This is a genomic window from Nonomuraea sp. NPDC050786, assembly GCF_040654115.1.
Classification (GTDB): Bacteria; Actinomycetota; Actinomycetes; order Streptosporangiales; family Streptosporangiaceae; genus Nonomuraea.
Genome location: NZ_JBFAHJ010000002.1, coordinates 612,925 through 628,061, shown reverse-complemented (window position 1 = coordinate 628,061; position 15,137 = coordinate 612,925). Strand labels below are relative to the sequence as shown.

The following is a 15,137-nucleotide window of genomic DNA, read 5'->3' as shown; positions in this document are numbered from 1 at the left end:
GGGACTCACCGTGAGCCATGAGCATCCACGGTAATGCAGACCACCCCCGGTCAGGAGAGGACTGCCCAGACGATCTTCCCGTGAGGTGCAAGTGCGGACCAGCCCCAGCGGTGGCTGAGGGATTCGACGATGTGGAGTCCGAGGCCGCCGGTGTCGAGGGGGCCAGGGTATCGCAGCACCGGCACCGACGCGCCTGGATCGGTGAAGGCGCAGGTGACGAGGGGGCCCCTGCGCACCAGGGACATGTGGACGGGGCAGGTGCGGTGGGCCTCTTCGAGGCGCAGGCCGTGGCGCAGGGCGTTGGTGGCGAGCTCGGAGACCACCAGTTCCATGTTCTCGATCAGCTCGCCGAGGCCCCATCCCGACAACGCGCCCGTGGTGAAGCTGCGGGCCGAATGGACCGAGGCCGGGCTGGGCGGGAGCACGAACGTGGCGCTCGCGGAGGGGCCGGGGACCAGCAGATCGCGAGCCGCCTCCGGCCACCAGCCGACCGGAGGCCACCAATCGAACGTGGTCCACTGGCCGGGCGCCGTGGTGGATTGCACGGTGATCATTCTGCGACAAATCCTCGTGCAGGTGCAAGAGCGAATGCACGTGCAGACACCCCGTGCACACGCTACGGTTGGCCTCAAATGGTCAATATGGGGGAAAGGGGATCTTGTCCGCGGCCCATGATCTTTCGGCCGTGAAGTGACAGACTGAGTCGCAAGGAAACGAACAAGGAGCAGCACGTGTCCATTGATCCGCCCGGTTCCGGCTCGACCGTTCGGCGCATCATGCTGGGTGCGAGTCTCAGGCGCCTGCGTGAGGCGAGCGGTCTCGACCGGGCCCAGGCCGGATTCCATATCCGGGCGTCCGAATCCAAGATCAGTCGCATGGAGCTCGGGCGCGTCGGCTTCAAGACACGTGACGTGGAAGACCTGCTCACCCTGTACGGCGTCGTCGACGATGCCGAGCGCCGTGCCCTGCTGGAGATGGTTCGTGAGGCCAACACCCCCGGGTGGTGGCACAAGTACTCGGCCGAGCTGCCTGCCTGGTTCACCACGTACGTGGGCCTGGAGGAGGCCGCCGAGCTGATCCGTACCTACGAGGTCCAGTTCGTGCCAGGATTATTGCAGACGGCCTCGTATGCGCGATCGGTATTCCAGCTTGGCAACCCCGGTCTGAGTCCGGACAAAATCGAACGCCGCGTGCATATGCGCATGCAGCGTCAAGAGCGCTTCACCCAGAAGGACGGGCCCCGGCTGTGGGCCGTCATCGACGAGGCGGCGCTCAAACGGACCATCGGCGGGCGGGAGGTCATGTCCGAGCAGCTCCAGCATCTGCTGGAAGTCGCTGCCCTTCCCAACATCACTCTTCAGGTGATGCCCTTCAGGTTCGGCAAGCATGCCGCTGAAGGGGGCGCGTTCAGCATCTTGCGGTTTCCCGAGTCCGACTTGTCGGACGTTGTCTACGTTGAGCAGCTCTGGGGTGCCCTGTACCTGGACAAGCGTGAGGACATCGATCCGTACCTCACGGCCATGGAGCAGCTGTGCGTGGAGAGCACCACGCCAGGGGGCACCGTCGAGCTCATCGGCGGTCTTCTCAGAAAGATGTAGATGAACCAGACCTACAACGGCATGCCCGCGGCCGACCTGACGCAGGTCGCGTGGCGCAAGAGCCGCTACAGCAACTCGCAGGGCAACTGCGTGGAGCTCGCGGAGCTTCCCGACGGGGGCATCGCGGTGCGCAACTCACGCTTCCCCGAGGGCCCCGCCCTCATCTATACCCGCGACGAGATCCGGGCCCTGGTGCTCGGGGTGAAGGACGGAGAGTTCGACGGCCTGCTCGTTTAACAGCCTTGTAACCTCCGGCGCGCCCGCTTAACGGAGGCGCGCCGGAGCCGTAACCGCCCGGCCTCGTCCTGTCGGCAGGATCAGGTCATGCTCGACGAGATGACCCTGTATCCGATCGCCGACGACGTGCTGTTCGCGCCGGGCGGCAAGGTCGTGATCCGCACATACGGCGTGGCGCCCGCCACCACGGGAGGCTCCGTCTCCTACCGCACCTGGGTGACCGGCATCCGGGACCAGCCGCGCTACTGGCACTGGGGTCATTTCGAGGACGCCGCCTCGGGGCACCGCAAGGTCCTGGAGTGGCTCACGGGCCGCGGCCCGCAACCTTCCCAAGCGGTGGCCTGATCGATATCCTCATGCCAAGCAACCGCTTGGTAGAGGAGGCGTGGTGCGGCGCGCGATCCACCTGCTCGAAGAGGTCGACTTCCGGCCGATGAACTCCAGGCGGCCGCTGGAGTACCTCACCTGGCTGACCCGCTACAAGCGCGAGGACGAGTCCCGCACCGCGCCCTCGCTCACCTCCGGCATGTCGATCAGGTCCCGCGAGATCGACCTCGTGGGCGCCTTCTATGCGGTCGGCATCACCGGCCACCCGCAGTTCAAGGCCGTCACGCTCTGGGACTGCCACGGCGGGTGGGACGGCGGCTGGCGCCAGATGATGGAGATCTATCAGGGCGTCGACGAGCGCCTGTTCCTGTCCGACATCGACGACCTGCGCTTCTCGGCGTTCTCCCGGCCGCTCGGGGCCGCGCCCGGCTGCCCGCCGCTCTCCGAGGCGCCCGCCGCCGAGCTCTATCTCTTCGAGAGCGCCCGCGTACGCCCGGGAGCCGCGCTCGACTACCTCCACGCGGTCCGCACCGAGCGCGCGCCGCTGCTCGCCGAGCACGGCCACACCCTGGTCGGCCTGTACGAGGTGCTGTTCTGCGACACCGAGGCGGTCACTGTATGGGCCGTCTCGCTCGACGACCACCTGGCCACCCAGCGCGCCCGCGACGCCGCACTGGGCCTCGACGACGAGGTGGAGCCCGACTCCCGGCTGCTGGACTGGGGCAAGCGGGCTCGCGACTACCTCGAGGGCCCCTGGCGTGAGACGCTGCTGGCGCCGTTCCCCGGTTGCCGCCTGGCGCCAGGTTGACGCGTTTATCGCGCGAATGCCGCGCCGTTACACGCTGGCGTGGCAATCGGCGTTTGCCGGGCGGGCGGGGGGACCTCTCGGCTGAGTCATCTGGATGCTGTGGTCCGGTGTCGTGGGGGTCCGCGACTGCGCCGGGCTCGGTGGGTTGTACGGCCGGGGTGTCATCGCGTCGGCAGTGGGTCGAAGGGGACTTGAAGCTCAGCTCGTCCACGTACGAGATTGCGCCGGTCAGGGTCGGGCGGGAATCGTCATTTCGAAAACAGTGTGGAAAGCTCCCGTTGCGCTCGGTAATAATTACAGGGCGCTTCGCTTCGGCTACAGGAAGCGAGCGAGGGGTCCATGGCGGCAAAGTGTCAGGAGGTTGGCAGGTGGGCAAGCGCCAGCAGAACAAGCATCGGCTGCGTCCCCTGACCGCTCCCTTCACCGTCGCCGCTCCCTCAGGTGCTCGCATCAGGGACCGCCTTCGTCTCACCGAAGCCGACGCCAAGGTGCTGACCGCTGTTGGCGCGCATAACGGACACCTTCAGCGAGCCGATCTGGCCACGCGTATCCGCATCGGTGAAGTCACGGTCAAGGAGAACCGGCGGGCGGACCGGAAGAGGAAGCTCACCGCACTGTCTTCCTCTCGCTGGGCAGGGGCCATCACCCGGACGTCGGAGAATCAGTATCAGATATCGCTGCGCTGCCTGTACGACGAACGCTCCTGCTTGCGCCGGGCCATCGCCGCGATCAGCAAGCGCCTGGTTGTCGAGTGCGGGCAGCGCGAGGGCCGGGTGCGCGGCTACGTTGACCGGGACGAACGCTGGCACAAACAGCGCCGGCTGCAGGCTCTCACGGCCCGTCTGGCCCGCGTTGAGCAGCGTATCCAGGCGGGGCGGCCGGCGATCGTGGTCGGCGGTCGGCGGCTGGTCAAGGTCCGCCACCGCCTGGAGGATGCCCACCTCACCTCAGTCGAATGGCGCCGCCGGTGGGACGCGGCTCGGCTGTTTCTGACCGCCGACGGCGAATCCGGTGCGCCATGGGGGAACTACACCATCACGGTCACCCCAGGCGACGGCTCGGTGTCGATCGTGCTGCCACAGCCTTTGGGGCATCTGGCCAACGCCCCTCGTGGACGGTATGAGTTGGGCTGCACCGTCACCTTCCACCACCGCTGCGCCGAATGGCTGGATCGCATCGAAGCTCACCGCGCCGTTCGCTACGACATCATCTACGACCCCGTCCGCGACCGCTGGTACCTGGACGCCTCATGGGCGGCCGACAAGGCGCAACTGCCGTCACCGGATGAGTTGGCAACCTTGGATACCAGGATGCTAGGCGTGGACCTCAACGCCGACCACCTGGCCGCCTGCGTCCTGGACGCCCACGGCAACCCGATCGGCGAGCCGCACACCATTCCTACTCATCTGTCCGGCCCGGCCAGCCTGCGCGACGGCCGCCTGCGCGCTGCCATCACCCAACTGCTCGATCTGGCCGAACGGCACGGCTGCACCGGGATCGCGATCGAGAACCTCGGTTTCGTCGACGCCCGCGCCACCGGCCGGGAGACCATGGGCCACGGCTGGCGCGGCAAGAGATTCCGCCGCACCGTGGCCGGTCTGCCCACTGCCAGGTTTCGCGAACGGCTGCGCGGCATGGCCTACCACCGTGGCCTGCTCGTGGTCGCGGTCGATCCGGCCTACACCAGCAAGTGGGGTGGCCGGTACTGGCAACGCCCCCTACAGCAGCAGTCCACCGCCCAAGCCACCCGGCACCACGCCGCCGCAGTGGCGATCGCACGACGCGCTCTCGGGCACGGGATACGGCGTCGGCCAGGTGTGACCCCCCGCCACCAGAGGATGGCGGCGCGGAGAGCTACCGGCTTGGCCGCATCCTCCGGGCCACTCAGCCCGGCCTCGGTGCCGAGAGCGTGCGGGACCGCGAGCCCGCCCAGGACCACAGGCACGCCCACCCCCGGGCGGCAAGACCTGCTGGGGCCGAGGTGACCAAGCTCGCGCTGTTCCAGGTTCCCAAGACCGTTCGGGGAACCACCGGACCCAATCCGGTTCATGACGATCCGGCCAACCCTGGTCAACGTCACTAGGAACGGTTAGCGTCGGCTGCGGAGGTGGCCATGACGGACGCGTACCTCTCCAACGGGCAGAGCCCCGACGACCACATCGCCTCATGTCCTGACTGCTCCGCGGCCATCGCGCTGCTCGACGAGCCCGGCGCCGCCGCCGAGCCGCCGCCCACGCTGCGCGAGGCGGTGCTGTCCATGGCGCGCCGCCGCCGCAGCCCGGCCGTCATGGGGATGGCCTCCGTCACGGTCCCGTACGCCGAGCAGGTGGCGCTCATGGAGGACCTGCTCGCGGAGCTGAGCGCGCCGCAGTGGGAGGCTCCGATCGCCAGGCACGGCACCGTGCGGGCACTGGTGGAGCACCTGGCCGCCAACGACGCCACCGTGGCGAGCTTCATGGGCGTGCCGGGCGGGAGCGGGACGCCCATGACGAGCTTCATGAGCGTGCCGGGCGGGAGCGGGACGCCGGCGCACCGGCGCTGGCGCGACCAGGCTGGGTCCCTGCTCGAGCGCCTCTCCGCCGGCAGCGAGGTGCTGCTGGGGGTCGAGGTGGCGCTGGCGGGGGCGCGCCCGGCCCGCGCGCCGCTGCGCCAGGCGCTGATCCAGCGCACGTTCGAGACGTGGACGCACGCCGACGACATCAGGGCGGCCACCGACCGCTCCCGGACGCCGCCGCGCCCGGAGCACGTGCACATGATCGCCGAGTTCGGCCTCGCGCTGCTGCCGCGGGCCCTGAAGGAGCCGCGCCGCGGCGTCTTCGCCACCGTCATGCTGACCGGTCCGGGCGGCGGCACCTGGACGGTCCCGCTGTCGCGCGCCTCCGGCCACGTCGCCGTGCTGCTCTCGGCCGACGCCGTGGGCTTCTGCCGGCTGCTGGCCGGCCGATGGCCTCCCGACTCCTTCCCGTACGCCGCCGAGGGCGACGCCGCCCTCGCCCGCGACCTGATCAGCGCCGCCGCCACGCTGGGATGCGACTGATGACGGACCTGGAGCTGTGCACGCGACTGACGGCCGGTGACCTCGACGCCCTGGCCTGCGCCTACGACCAGCACGGCCCGTACGTGTACGGGGTGGCGATCGAGGTCACCGGCAGCCGGGCGCAGGCCGAGGAGATCACCCAGGACGTGTTCGCCGCCCTGTGGCAGGAGCCGCGCTCCTACGACCCGGCCCTCGGGTCGTTACGCGGCTGGCTGGCCGGCAGGGCACTGCACGAGTCGGCCCTGCGCTCGAAGGTCGGCTGACAGTGCCGACTCCCTGGCCGTCATCAGCCCCGAGGGGCTCGGGATCGGATGCGTCGATCATCAGGAGCGGGTGCGTGGTTGGGCTGTGCGGGGACGCATGATCAGCGCGGCCACGTAGTACGTGCACGTCCCGGAGCCCGCGTTGGCGTAGGCATGGGTGACGTCGGCAGCGAAGTAGGCCGAGTCTCCCGCGTTCAGGTCGACGGACGCGTCGGCGACGGTCAGTCGCAGGGTGCCGGATTCGACGACGATGTACTCGTGGGAGCCCGGGGCGTAGGCCGGGAACCGTCCCGCGTCACACGCCGGCGGCAGGGTCGTGCGGATCCATTCGAAGTTCACGCCGGGGACGACCGGCGTGAGGACCGTCCGTCGCCACCCTCCGGGCTCGTCGACGGTGTCCTGGCCGGCGGCACGGCGCACGATGACCCGACCGCCGCCCGGCGGGGCGACGACATCGGCGAGTGGCACGCCGAGGCCGTCCGCGATGCGGGCGAGAACCACGATGGTGGGTGCCTTCTGCCCACGCTCCACCGAGGACAGCATGCTCAGGCTCACGTCGGCTGCTTCGGCCAGCTGCTGCAGGGTCAGGCCCCGATCGTGCCGTAGCGCCTGGATGTGTCCGCCCAATACCGCCAGATCCACCATTCCTCTATAATACCAATAAGCTTCACTATAGAGAAATGAGTTTGCGCATGACAGTACCCGAAGTCGTCATTCGCACCGCCGTTCCTGCGGACCTGGAGGTCGTGGCCGAGATCTTCGCGCACTACGTCTCGAACACCGTGATCACCTTCGAACAGACCCCACCGACGGTCGCCGAGTGGCAACGACGCCTCGACGATCTGACCGGGCAGGGCCTGCCCTTCCTGGTCGCCGACCTCAACGGTGACGTGGCCGGGTACGCCTACGCCGGACCATGGCGTCCCAAGCCGGCCTATCGGCACACCGTCGAGAACTCGATCTATCTCGCCCCGGACCAGACAGGCCGAGGTCTGGGCGGCGCGCTGCTCGACGCGTTGTTGACTCGGTGCGCGCAGGCGGGCATGCGTCAGATGATCGCCATCATCGCGGACACCGGGAGCGTCGCCTCCACCGCTCTGCACAAGCGTTTCGGCTTCGCACCCGCCGGCCGGCTGAACAGCGTCGGGTACAAGCACGGCCGCTGGATCGACACCGCGCTCATGCAGCGGGCCCTGACCACAGACCACGACGGGTGACTCCACTGAACTTGCCTTCTCCCGCTGCTGCCGTTCGCTGATCTTCAGGGCGTCGGCGGCGGAGCAAGTCACGGCCGCGAGTGTGGTGACGGTGTAGAGGTAGTGGTCGGGTCGCGTGCAGACGGCCCCGCGGGCCGGGCATTGCTCCTAGCGTCGCCAGATATGCGGACAGTGGATGTGCTCGTCGTGGGTGCGGGACTGGCCGGCCTGTGTACGGCTCGCCTGCTCGCTCTGCGGGGCCTGGATGTGATGGTGGTCGACCGCCGCAGGTCGCTGTCGGCGGGCATCCGCACGACCGGAATCTTCGTGCGGCGCACCCTTGACGACTTCGACCTGCCGGGCCATCTGCTCGGGCCTGGTGTGCGGGACGTCCTGCTGTATCCGCCGTCGCGGCGGGCGCCGATCCGGCTGACCAGTGAGCGGGACGAGTATCGCGTGGCCGATATGGCGGGCGTCTACCAGCATGCGCGGCGGGCGGCGGAGTCGGCCGGGGCGCGGGTGCTCCTGGGCGTACGGTATGCCGGCGCGTCGATGGGTTCTGTGCGGTTCGCGGGAGCGGAACCGGTGACGGCGCGGTTCGTCGTGGGCGCGGACGGCGCTCGCTCCCGGGTGGCGCGTGATCTCGGCCTCGACGTGAACCGGCGCTTTCTTATCGGTGCCGAGATCGTCCATCCGGTCGCGCCGGGTACGACCACCCCGGCGTTCCACTGCGTGCTGGACCCTCGGATCGCTCCGGGGTACCTGGGGTGGGTCATCGACGACGGCAGGCACGCGCACGTAGGCGTCGCGGGCTATCCGGGGGCGATGCGCACCGGCCTCCGCCACCTGCTGGACGCTTTCGCCGCGGACGCGCCCGGCCGAACACCGCCGGCCGGTCCGGTCGAGCGCCGAGGCGGTCCGATCCCGGTCGGCGGCGTGCTGCGACGGCTGGCGTGCCCCGCCGGGCTGCTCGTCGGGGACGCGGCGGGCGCGGTGTCGCCGCTGACGGCCGGTGGGCTGGACCCGTGCTTACGCATGTCCGAGCTGGCCGCGGCGGTCGTCGCCGGGTACCTGCGTACCGGTGACCAGCGCATGCTGCGTCTGTACGACGGGGGCGCGCTGCGGAGCCGGTTCCGAGGGCGGCTGTGGTTGCGCCGCCTGTTCGCCGGCATCCGCTCCCCCGCCGCGGCGGAGGCGGCGGTCGCCGTGCTGCGCGGTCGTGCCGGCCGGGCCCTGGCGGCGGGGATCCTGTTCGGTGACGGTTCGTTCCCGGCGGTCGACGCGCAGCTTGTGGACGCGGCGATCGATCGCCCGCGCCGGTGACTTCACCACGAAGCCGCCGCGCGGGGCCGTCCGAGCTGTGGCCCGTGCCGACGACGGCCTGCGGGCCACATGGTCATCTGAGGGCGCCGAAGTGCGGGTAGATCTCGGAGTTCCTGCCGAGCTTGAGCAGCGTCTCGGTGACGCGGCCCCGCAGGTCCATGATCCCGATGCCGGCCGCGGTCGAGATGAGCAGGTGCTTCTCGTCGTACCAGCCGAGGGTGGTGGGACGCGCGCCCGCGACGACGGGAAGTCTCGTGACGGCCTTGCCGGTCGCCGCGTCCCACACGCAGGCGGCCTTCTCCAGCGGCAGGCAGGCGGTGACGAACCGCTTGCCGGAGGGCGAGAAGACGCCGCGCCCGTCACCGCCCGGCCTTCCGCGCACCTGGTACTCCCTGGTGGCCTTGCCCTGGAGGTCGTAGAGGCGGACGGTCGTGGTGCCGAGCCTGCCGTGCCTGACCAGGAAGCGGGTGCCGTCCTGGTTCCACTCGAAACCGCCGACGGTGACCAGCGCCTTGTGGATCTTGATGAAGCGGGGCGTGAAGTCGGGCAGATCGAGGATCAGAACTCCTGCCGAGCGGTCGTCCTGGCGGGCCAGAGCGACGGTGAACAGCAGCTTCTTGCCGTCCGGCGACCATCGGGGCCAGCGCATCCGGGGATATTGGGTGCCGCCGTTGTCGGTGCTGACGGGACTGTACTCGGCGAGCCCGATCTCGATGTCCCGGCTCTTGCCGGTCTTCCGGTCGGTGATCCGCAGGCGGTCCTTGCCCGGCTCTCCTGGGAGGTTCCGGTGCGCGACCGTCCAGCGTCCGTCGGGGGAGACCGCGATCTCCCCGTCGTCGGTCTTGACGAACCGCCGCCGGTCCGGCTGCCATGCCCACAGCGTGAACGGGTTCCGCTCGGCCTGGAAGCCGGTGGTGGTGTAGGACGTGAGCTGGACGGGGCGGCCGTTCAGATCGGCGACGACCGCGGCCTGGCCCTTTGCGACCGTGCCGTCTCCCGTTCGTACCGTCACGCCAGGTAACGTGCCCTTCGTCGGCTGGGGCGGGGGCGCGGCAGCCGAGGCCCCGGCTGTGGGGATGGCGGTGGCGGCGAGTACGAGCGCGCTCACCAGGCCGGACGTGAAACGGCCGAGCATGTGATCTCTCCTGGCTGTCGGAACGGGGGGCTTACCGCTGATCATGGTAGGACCGCCCCGGGCCCCCAGTGGCGGTTACCGGACGATCTCGTCGATGAGGGCGGCCAGTCGGCGTGGCTGCGACAGAAATGGAGAATGACCGCCGGGGATCCGGCGGATCTCGGCAGCTTGGGCCGCCATCTGCTCCTGCAGTGCGGGAGGGATGGCCCGTGCGGGAGGGATGGCCTTGTCCTGCTCTGTGATGATGCAGGCCGACGGGATGTTCCGCCAGGCGGCTGCCTCGACCTTCTCCGCGAACGATCGGACGGTCTGGTTGACCAACGTGCTCACCGCCTGCTCGGCCTCCGCAACGGGCAGGTCGCCGTAGAGCGAGGTCCGCGGTTCGTCGATGAGCGGGAACAGGCCGTCCGTGTCTTCGGGATCGGGGATGCCGTGGATGGTGTACATCGACTGTCCCTTGTCCGGCATGTAGGCGGCGAGGTAGATCAGCCGATCGACATTGCCCGCTCCGGCGGCGGCCTCGGTGATCGGGATGCCCCCGTAGGAGTGGCCGAGCAGCACGACCGGTCCTGCGATCGAGGCCAGTTCCGCGGCCAGCGCGGCGGCATCGTCATGCATGCCGGCGGTGGGCCGGCTGCCGGCGCTCGGCAGCGCCGGGGTGCGCGTGGCATGGCCGAGCGCGCGCAGCTCGGTCTCGAGCTTCGCCCAGGTGCCCGGCCGGTGCCAGGCGCCGTGGACGAGCATCACGGTGGTCATGAAGGGTGCTCCAAGGTCTTCACGCGATAGATCGGATATTTCATGATGTGAGCGGCCGGTCAGCGCTCCGCTGTCGCCGTGAGCGCGTACTCCCAGAGGCGGTCCGCGGCGGCCGTGTCCACCGACCAGGCTGCGACGCCCGCGGTCGCGCCCTGGCCGCCCGGCACCACCTCCGCCTCCTGGTTGTCGGAGGAGAAGAAGCGGCCGGTGACGCCGTCCAGCAGCGGTGACCCGGCGAGCAGGACCGAGGTGGCGGCCCCCTGCTCCGGGGTCTTGAAGTAGTCGGGGGTCACCAGATTTCCCTCGTCGTCCATCGCGCCCCATCCCCGCATGGTGTCGTCGTCGAGGTGCCGCTGCAGGTTGGTGTGGATGTAGCCGGGTTCGAGGGCGTTCGCGGTGATTCCGTCGGCGGCCCAGCGCCGGGCGGCGCCGACCGCGAGCAGCACGTCGGCCGTCTTCGACTGCGCGTACGCGACCCACGGGTCGTACGGACGGCGCTCGAAGTGCGGATCGTCGAAGTCGAACGGAGCCAGCAGCTGAGCGCCCGAACTCACCATGACCACCCGCGCGCCGCCGGCCTGTCGCAGGTTCTCCCGCAGGCCGGTGATCAGTGCGAAATGCCCGAGAAAGTTCGTCGCCAGCTGCAACTCCCAGCCATTGGCGGCGACCTGGCGGGCGGGCAGCGCCATGATCCCGGCGTTCGCCACGATCGCGTGCACCGGCCCGCTCCAGCCGGCTACGAAAGCGCGCACCGAGCCGAGATCGCTCAGGTCCAGGACCCGCCCGCCGACCGTGGGGTTGCGGGTCGCCACGGTGACCTCGGCCCCCGCGCCCCGCAGCGCCCGTACGGTCTCCAGGCCGATCCCGGAGGCTCCGCCGGTGACGATGATCCGCCGCCCGGTGAGGTCGACGCCGTCGAGGATCTCGGCGGCGGTGGTCTTGGCGTCGAACGGGGTGCCCATACGTGTCATGACGGCAACGGTAGGGACCGGGATCTGGACTCGGAATGGCTCAGGATCCACCATAGTTGCGTGAGCGTCCAGCAAGCCGATCCCCTCGAAGACGTCCTCGCCCTCGTCGGCACGACCAGCCGCCTGTCCGTCAGGCTGATCGCGGGCGGTGAGTGGGCGCTGTCGTACGGGCCGCCGCCGGCGGTCAAGTTCGTCGCGGTGGGCGACGGCCGCTGCCTGCTCACCGTCGACGGCGTACCGGAGCCGATCGAGCTGGTCAAGGGCGACTGCTTCCTGCTCACCCAGCCACGCGCCTTCACCATGGCCAGCGGCCCGGGGCTGCGGCCGGTCCCGGCCGGCCCGGTCTTCGCGGCGGCCACCGACGGCGTGGCCAGAGTGGGGACCGGCGAGGACGCGGTCTTCCTCGGCGGCCGGTTCGACTTCGGCGAGCGGGCCCGCGAACTGCTGCTCGACGCGCTGCCGCCGGTGATCCACGTGCCCGGCCGCACCGCCGAGGCCGCGACCGTACGGTGGGCGCTCGAGCAGATCGAGGCCGAGCTGCGCGACCGGTCGCTCGCCTCCACCCTGGTCACCGAGCATCTCGCCATCGTCATGCTGATCCACCTGCTGCGCCTGCACCTGGCCGGCGCCGGGCAGGGCGCGGTGTCCGGCTGGATGGCCGGGCTCACCGACCCGGTCGTAGCCCCTGCGCTGCGGGCCATGCACGCCCGGCCGGCCCACGCCTGGACGGTGGCCGAGCTGGCCGAGGCGGCGGCGGTGTCCCGGTCGACGCTCGCCGCCCGCTTCAAGCGAACCGTCGGGCAGAGCCCGCTCGACTACCTGACCGGCTGGCGGATCGAACTGGCCACCGACCGCCTGCGGCGCGGCGACGACACGGTGGCGGTGATCGCCCGTAGGGTCGGCTACGGCTCGGAGAGCGCGCTGAGCAACGCGTTCAAGCGGGTCACGGGCGCGTCGCCGCGCGAGTACCGCCGCCGGATCGGCCTGGCGGGCAGCGGTCATCCGTGACCGCCGGGCCGGCTCGGCGGGCGGCGATCATCCTTGGACCGCCGGATGAGCCCGTCGGGCGGCGGTAATCCGGACCACCGGATCGGCCTGGCGGGCGCCGGCCGGGCTTGGCCACCGGATCAGCCCGGCCGGTGGCGACCGGCCTTGGCCGTCCGCTCAGCCGATGGGGGCGTTCCAGGTCGTCAGGACCGGCTCCTCGTGCTCGAAGCCGAGCCGCGAGTACGTGCCCGTGTCGAGCTTCAGCAGCCTGCCCTCCTCGGGGCCGAGGCCCAGCCAGCGGGCGGCCAGCACCCGCAGGAAGTGGCCGTGCGCCACCAGCGCCACCCGGCCCTCGACCGCCCTGGCCCGCGCGATCACCCGGTCGGCGCGGGCCGCCACCTGCTCGGCGCTCTCGCCGGGATGCTCGGCGTCGCCGGGGATCACGCCGTCGCGCCACAGGTACCACCCGGGCCGGGTGCTGCGGATCTCGGGCGTGGTGATGCCCTCGTACCCGCCGTAGTCCCACTCCCACAGGTCGGGGTCCACCTCGTAGCCGTTCAGGCCGGCCAGCTCCGCCGTACGCCGGGCGCGCTGCGCGGGGGAGACCAGCACCAGGTCGAACACCTGCCCCTTCACCAGCGACGCCAGCGCACTGGCCTGGTCCTCGCCGTGCTCCGTCAACGGCAGGTCGGTGCGGCCGGTGTGCCGGCCCGCCTTGCTCCACTCGGTCTCTCCGTGCCGGAGCAGCAGCATCTCTTTCATGGGCTCCATCATCGGGCACGGCCCATTTCCGCTCACACCAGGCCTCGCACCAGGCCTCGCACCAGGCCCCGCATCAGGCCCCGCATCAGGCCCCGCATCAGGCCCCGCATCAGGCCCCGCATCAGGTGGCGAGCTCCTCGACGACGGGGGCGAAGGTGTCCAGGTCGCGCTCATGGTGCACCACGAAGTACGAAATATCGTGCTCGTCCCGCCAATAGCGGAGCTTGTCGATGATGTCGGCGCGGGTCCCGAGCAGCACCTGGGGTGTTCCGACGAGCGACGAGCTGTCGGCGGCGCTCCACGCCTCCTCCGCCTTCCGCTCGCCGATCTGCATCACGCTCGTCCCGAGCTCCAGCCCGGCGTACCGTTCCCCGGCGGCCTCCCGCACCGCCTCCAGCTTGTCCAGGAACGCCGTCAGCCCGCCGTCCTTCTCGTCCGGTCCGGTCCCGTCCGGCCGGACCCGCATCCCGATGTTCACGACATCCGCCTCCTGGGCCGCCAGCCGCAGCGTCCGTGCCCCGCCGCCGCCGAGCACGATCGGCGGGCGCGGCTTCCGTACGGGCTTGGGCCGCTGGTCGAGCCCGTCGATGCGATAGTGCCTGCCCTGGTAGCTGAACGCCCCGTCCCCCCAGAGCCCCTTCAGCACGGCGACCGCCTCCCGCAGCCGCTCCACCCGCACGCCGGGCGGCTCCAGCACCAGCCCCGCGCCCGCGTAGTCGCCCGCCAGCCACCCGGTCCCGATCCCGACCTCCAGCCGCCCGCCGGACAGCAGGTCGAGCGTGGCCGCCTCCTTGGCCAGCACGGCCGGATGCCGGAAGTCGTTGGCGAACACCAGCGTGCCGACCTGCAGCCTGGTGGTGGCACAGGCGGCCGCCGTCAGCGCGGCGATCGGCGCGAACCGGGGCCCGACGAGATGATCGGGCACGAGGAGCACGTCGTACCCCTGGCCCTCGAGCCGCCTCGCCTTCTCGGCCCACGCCTCACCCGACTCGGCCTCCCGCACCACCGCCCCGAACCTGAACCGCCGCACGATGCCTCCCGCCGTGTTGAGCAAGCGCTTGTGCGACACTGTACGTGCTCCGCCGTCGTCAGTCGTGGGGGAGGGCGAGGGCGATGCCGCCGGAGGCGGCGGTGAAGACGAGCCAGGCCGCGCCCGCCGCCGCGTTCGGCAGCTGGGCGAGCCAGGCGACCGGGATGAGGAACGGCGCCACGATCATGGCGATCGAGGCCCACTTCGGCGCCGCGCTGCGGAGTGCGGCGACCCCCAGCAGGACGAACCCGAGCAGGGCCAGGAAGAAGCCGAACCCGAGCACCGCCGTCGGCGCCCCGTCGCTCAGCTCGGTGACCAGCCGGTTGGTGGTGGGCACGTCGAGACCGGCCTTGGCGGCCGCGTAGATGACGTCGTCGTCGTTCATGCCGAAGGGCAGGGCCAGGATGAACGCCAGGACCATGCCCACGAGACCCAGCACGGGCCGCCCCGACCGGGCCACCTTGCTCACCGCGAAGACCGCGGGGATGAGGGTGGCGGTGCCGAGGGCGCCGACCCATCTCCAGAGGGGGTAGGAGTCGAGGTGGGCGAGGAGGCCCCGGATGTACGGCTCGCCCTCCGTCGTGGCGTCGAACGGGGCGAACAGCAGTGCCGCGGCGACCGCGAGCGGCGAGACGATCGCGCAGGCGATCATCGCGTTCCGGGTGAAACCGGTGGTGGCGGGGGTGGTCTCGACTGTGGTCATGCCT

The 15,137-nt window shown here is 70.6% G+C and carries 18 protein-coding genes; 10 read left to right on the top strand and 8 right to left on the bottom strand.

Features of this window, described 5'->3' with window-relative positions; genetic code table 11:
- Positions 1-50: 50 nt before the first annotated feature.
- Complete coding sequence (locus AB0H84_RS07305) at positions 51-554, bottom strand: ATP-binding protein (protein ID WP_357599471.1); 504 nt, start codon at positions 552-554, stop codon at positions 51-53.
- A 222-nt stretch (positions 555-776) separates the two neighbouring features.
- On the opposite strand from AB0H84_RS07305, the gene AB0H84_RS07300 reads away from it, so the two are divergent.
- From AB0H84_RS07300 to AB0H84_RS07270, 7 genes are all read left to right on the top strand, one after another.
- A complete protein-coding gene (locus AB0H84_RS07300) occupies positions 777-1,598 on the top strand; it encodes a helix-turn-helix transcriptional regulator (protein WP_357599680.1) in 822 nt (273 codons plus the stop codon).
- Complete coding sequence (locus tag AB0H84_RS07295; protein WP_344985568.1) at positions 1,599-1,835, top strand: DUF397 domain-containing protein; 237 nt, start codon at positions 1,599-1,601, stop codon at positions 1,833-1,835.
- 87 nt (positions 1,836-1,922) lie between these two features.
- Positions 1,923-2,180 (top strand): hypothetical protein, encoded by a 258-nt coding sequence (locus tag AB0H84_RS07290; protein ID WP_357599468.1) that lies wholly within the window; start codon positions 1,923-1,925, stop codon positions 2,178-2,180.
- 43 nt (positions 2,181-2,223) lie between these two features.
- Positions 2,224-2,970 carry a hypothetical protein gene (locus tag AB0H84_RS07285; RefSeq protein ID WP_357599466.1) on the top strand — a complete coding sequence of 249 codons (747 nt, stop codon included), beginning with the start codon at positions 2,224-2,226 and terminating at the stop codon, positions 2,968-2,970.
- Between the two features lie 368 nt (positions 2,971-3,338).
- The gene (locus tag AB0H84_RS07280; protein WP_357599463.1) at positions 3,339-4,955 is read left to right on the top strand and encodes an IS200/IS605 family accessory protein TnpB-related protein; all 1,617 of its coding nucleotides are present in this window, start codon (positions 3,339-3,341) and stop codon (positions 4,953-4,955) included.
- Positions 4,956-5,083: 128 nt separating this feature from the next.
- Positions 5,084-6,007, top strand: a complete 924-nt coding sequence (locus AB0H84_RS07275) for a maleylpyruvate isomerase family mycothiol-dependent enzyme (protein ID WP_357599460.1) — start codon at positions 5,084-5,086, stop codon at positions 6,005-6,007.
- Entirely contained in the window at positions 6,007-6,270 is a 264-nt protein-coding gene (locus AB0H84_RS07270) for a sigma factor (protein ID WP_357599457.1), read from the top strand. Before AB0H84_RS07275 ends, AB0H84_RS07270 begins: the two co-directional genes overlap by 1 nt.
- Positions 6,271-6,330: 60 nt before the next feature.
- On the opposite strand, the gene AB0H84_RS07265 is transcribed toward AB0H84_RS07270, so the two are convergent.
- On the bottom strand, positions 6,331-6,915 hold the full coding sequence (locus AB0H84_RS07265) for an XRE family transcriptional regulator (RefSeq protein WP_357599454.1): 585 nt from the start codon (positions 6,913-6,915) through the stop codon (positions 6,331-6,333).
- Between the two features lie 47 nt (positions 6,916-6,962).
- Between AB0H84_RS07265 and AB0H84_RS07260 the strand changes: the two genes are divergently transcribed.
- Both AB0H84_RS07260 and AB0H84_RS07255 read left to right on the top strand, forming a co-directional pair.
- Positions 6,963-7,487, top strand: a complete 525-nt coding sequence (locus AB0H84_RS07260) for an N-acetyltransferase family protein (protein WP_357599451.1) — start codon at positions 6,963-6,965, stop codon at positions 7,485-7,487.
- Between the two features lie 162 nt (positions 7,488-7,649).
- Positions 7,650-8,789 carry an NAD(P)/FAD-dependent oxidoreductase gene (locus tag AB0H84_RS07255; RefSeq protein WP_357599448.1) on the top strand — a complete coding sequence of 380 codons (1,140 nt, stop codon included), beginning with the start codon at positions 7,650-7,652 and terminating at the stop codon, positions 8,787-8,789.
- Between the two features lie 73 nt (positions 8,790-8,862).
- On the opposite strand, the gene AB0H84_RS07250 is transcribed toward AB0H84_RS07255, so the two are convergent.
- From AB0H84_RS07250 to AB0H84_RS07240, 3 genes are all read right to left on the bottom strand, one after another.
- Positions 8,863-9,924 (bottom strand): hypothetical protein, encoded by a 1,062-nt coding sequence (locus AB0H84_RS07250; protein ID WP_357599445.1) that lies wholly within the window; start codon positions 9,922-9,924, stop codon positions 8,863-8,865.
- A gap of 75 nt (positions 9,925-9,999) precedes the next feature.
- Positions 10,000-10,680: an alpha/beta hydrolase gene (locus AB0H84_RS07245; RefSeq protein WP_357599442.1), complete on the bottom strand. Its 681-nt coding sequence runs from the start codon at positions 10,678-10,680 to the stop codon at positions 10,000-10,002.
- A 59-nt stretch (positions 10,681-10,739) separates the two neighbouring features.
- Positions 10,740-11,651 carry an SDR family NAD(P)-dependent oxidoreductase gene (locus AB0H84_RS07240; RefSeq protein WP_357599439.1) on the bottom strand — a complete coding sequence of 304 codons (912 nt, stop codon included), beginning with the start codon at positions 11,649-11,651 and terminating at the stop codon, positions 10,740-10,742.
- Between the two features lie 60 nt (positions 11,652-11,711).
- Here AB0H84_RS07240 and AB0H84_RS07235 point away from each other — a divergent pair, with 60 nt between their 5' ends.
- On the top strand, positions 11,712-12,659 hold the full coding sequence (locus AB0H84_RS07235; protein ID WP_357599436.1) for an AraC family transcriptional regulator: 948 nt from the start codon (positions 11,712-11,714) through the stop codon (positions 12,657-12,659).
- A 156-nt stretch (positions 12,660-12,815) separates the two neighbouring features.
- Here AB0H84_RS07235 and AB0H84_RS07230 read toward each other — a convergent pair whose 3' ends face one another.
- The 3 genes from AB0H84_RS07230 to AB0H84_RS07220 form a co-directional block, all read right to left on the bottom strand.
- Positions 12,816-13,400, bottom strand: coding sequence for a histidine phosphatase family protein (locus AB0H84_RS07230; protein WP_357599433.1), 585 nt, complete (start codon positions 13,398-13,400; stop codon positions 12,816-12,818).
- A 121-nt stretch (positions 13,401-13,521) separates the two neighbouring features.
- The gene (locus AB0H84_RS07225) at positions 13,522-14,430 is read right to left on the bottom strand and encodes a TIGR03621 family F420-dependent LLM class oxidoreductase (RefSeq protein WP_357599430.1); all 909 of its coding nucleotides are present in this window, start codon (positions 14,428-14,430) and stop codon (positions 13,522-13,524) included.
- Between the two features lie 58 nt (positions 14,431-14,488).
- Complete coding sequence (locus AB0H84_RS07220; RefSeq protein WP_357599427.1) at positions 14,489-15,133, bottom strand: hypothetical protein; 645 nt, start codon at positions 15,131-15,133, stop codon at positions 14,489-14,491.
- Positions 15,134-15,137: the final 4 nt, after the last annotated feature.

Coding starts and splice junctions, on each gene's coding strand:
- AB0H84_RS07305 (WP_357599471.1), bottom strand. CDS start 554: ATGATCACCGTGCAATCCACCACGGCGCCCGGCCAGTGGACCACGTTC.
- AB0H84_RS07300 (WP_357599680.1), top strand. CDS start 777: ATGCTGGGTGCGAGTCTCAGGCGCCTGCGTGAGGCGAGCGGTCTCGAC.
- AB0H84_RS07295 (WP_344985568.1), top strand. CDS start 1,599: ATGAACCAGACCTACAACGGCATGCCCGCGGCCGACCTGACGCAGGTC.
- AB0H84_RS07290 (WP_357599468.1), top strand. CDS start 1,923: ATGCTCGACGAGATGACCCTGTATCCGATCGCCGACGACGTGCTGTTC.
- AB0H84_RS07275 (WP_357599460.1), top strand. CDS start 5,084: ATGACGGACGCGTACCTCTCCAACGGGCAGAGCCCCGACGACCACATC.
- AB0H84_RS07270 (WP_357599457.1), top strand. CDS start 6,007: ATGACGGACCTGGAGCTGTGCACGCGACTGACGGCCGGTGACCTCGAC.
- AB0H84_RS07265 (WP_357599454.1), bottom strand. CDS start 6,915: ATGGTGGATCTGGCGGTATTGGGCGGACACATCCAGGCGCTACGGCAC.
- AB0H84_RS07260 (WP_357599451.1), top strand. CDS start 6,963: ATGACAGTACCCGAAGTCGTCATTCGCACCGCCGTTCCTGCGGACCTG.
- AB0H84_RS07255 (WP_357599448.1), top strand. CDS start 7,650: ATGCGGACAGTGGATGTGCTCGTCGTGGGTGCGGGACTGGCCGGCCTG.
- AB0H84_RS07250 (WP_357599445.1), bottom strand. CDS start 9,924: ATGCTCGGCCGTTTCACGTCCGGCCTGGTGAGCGCGCTCGTACTCGCC.
- AB0H84_RS07245 (WP_357599442.1), bottom strand. CDS start 10,680: ATGACCACCGTGATGCTCGTCCACGGCGCCTGGCACCGGCCGGGCACC.
- AB0H84_RS07240 (WP_357599439.1), bottom strand. CDS start 11,651: ATGACACGTATGGGCACCCCGTTCGACGCCAAGACCACCGCCGCCGAG.
- AB0H84_RS07230 (WP_357599433.1), bottom strand. CDS start 13,400: ATGAAAGAGATGCTGCTGCTCCGGCACGGAGAGACCGAGTGGAGCAAG.
- AB0H84_RS07220 (WP_357599427.1), bottom strand. CDS start 15,133: ATGACCACAGTCGAGACCACCCCCGCCACCACCGGTTTCACCCGGAAC.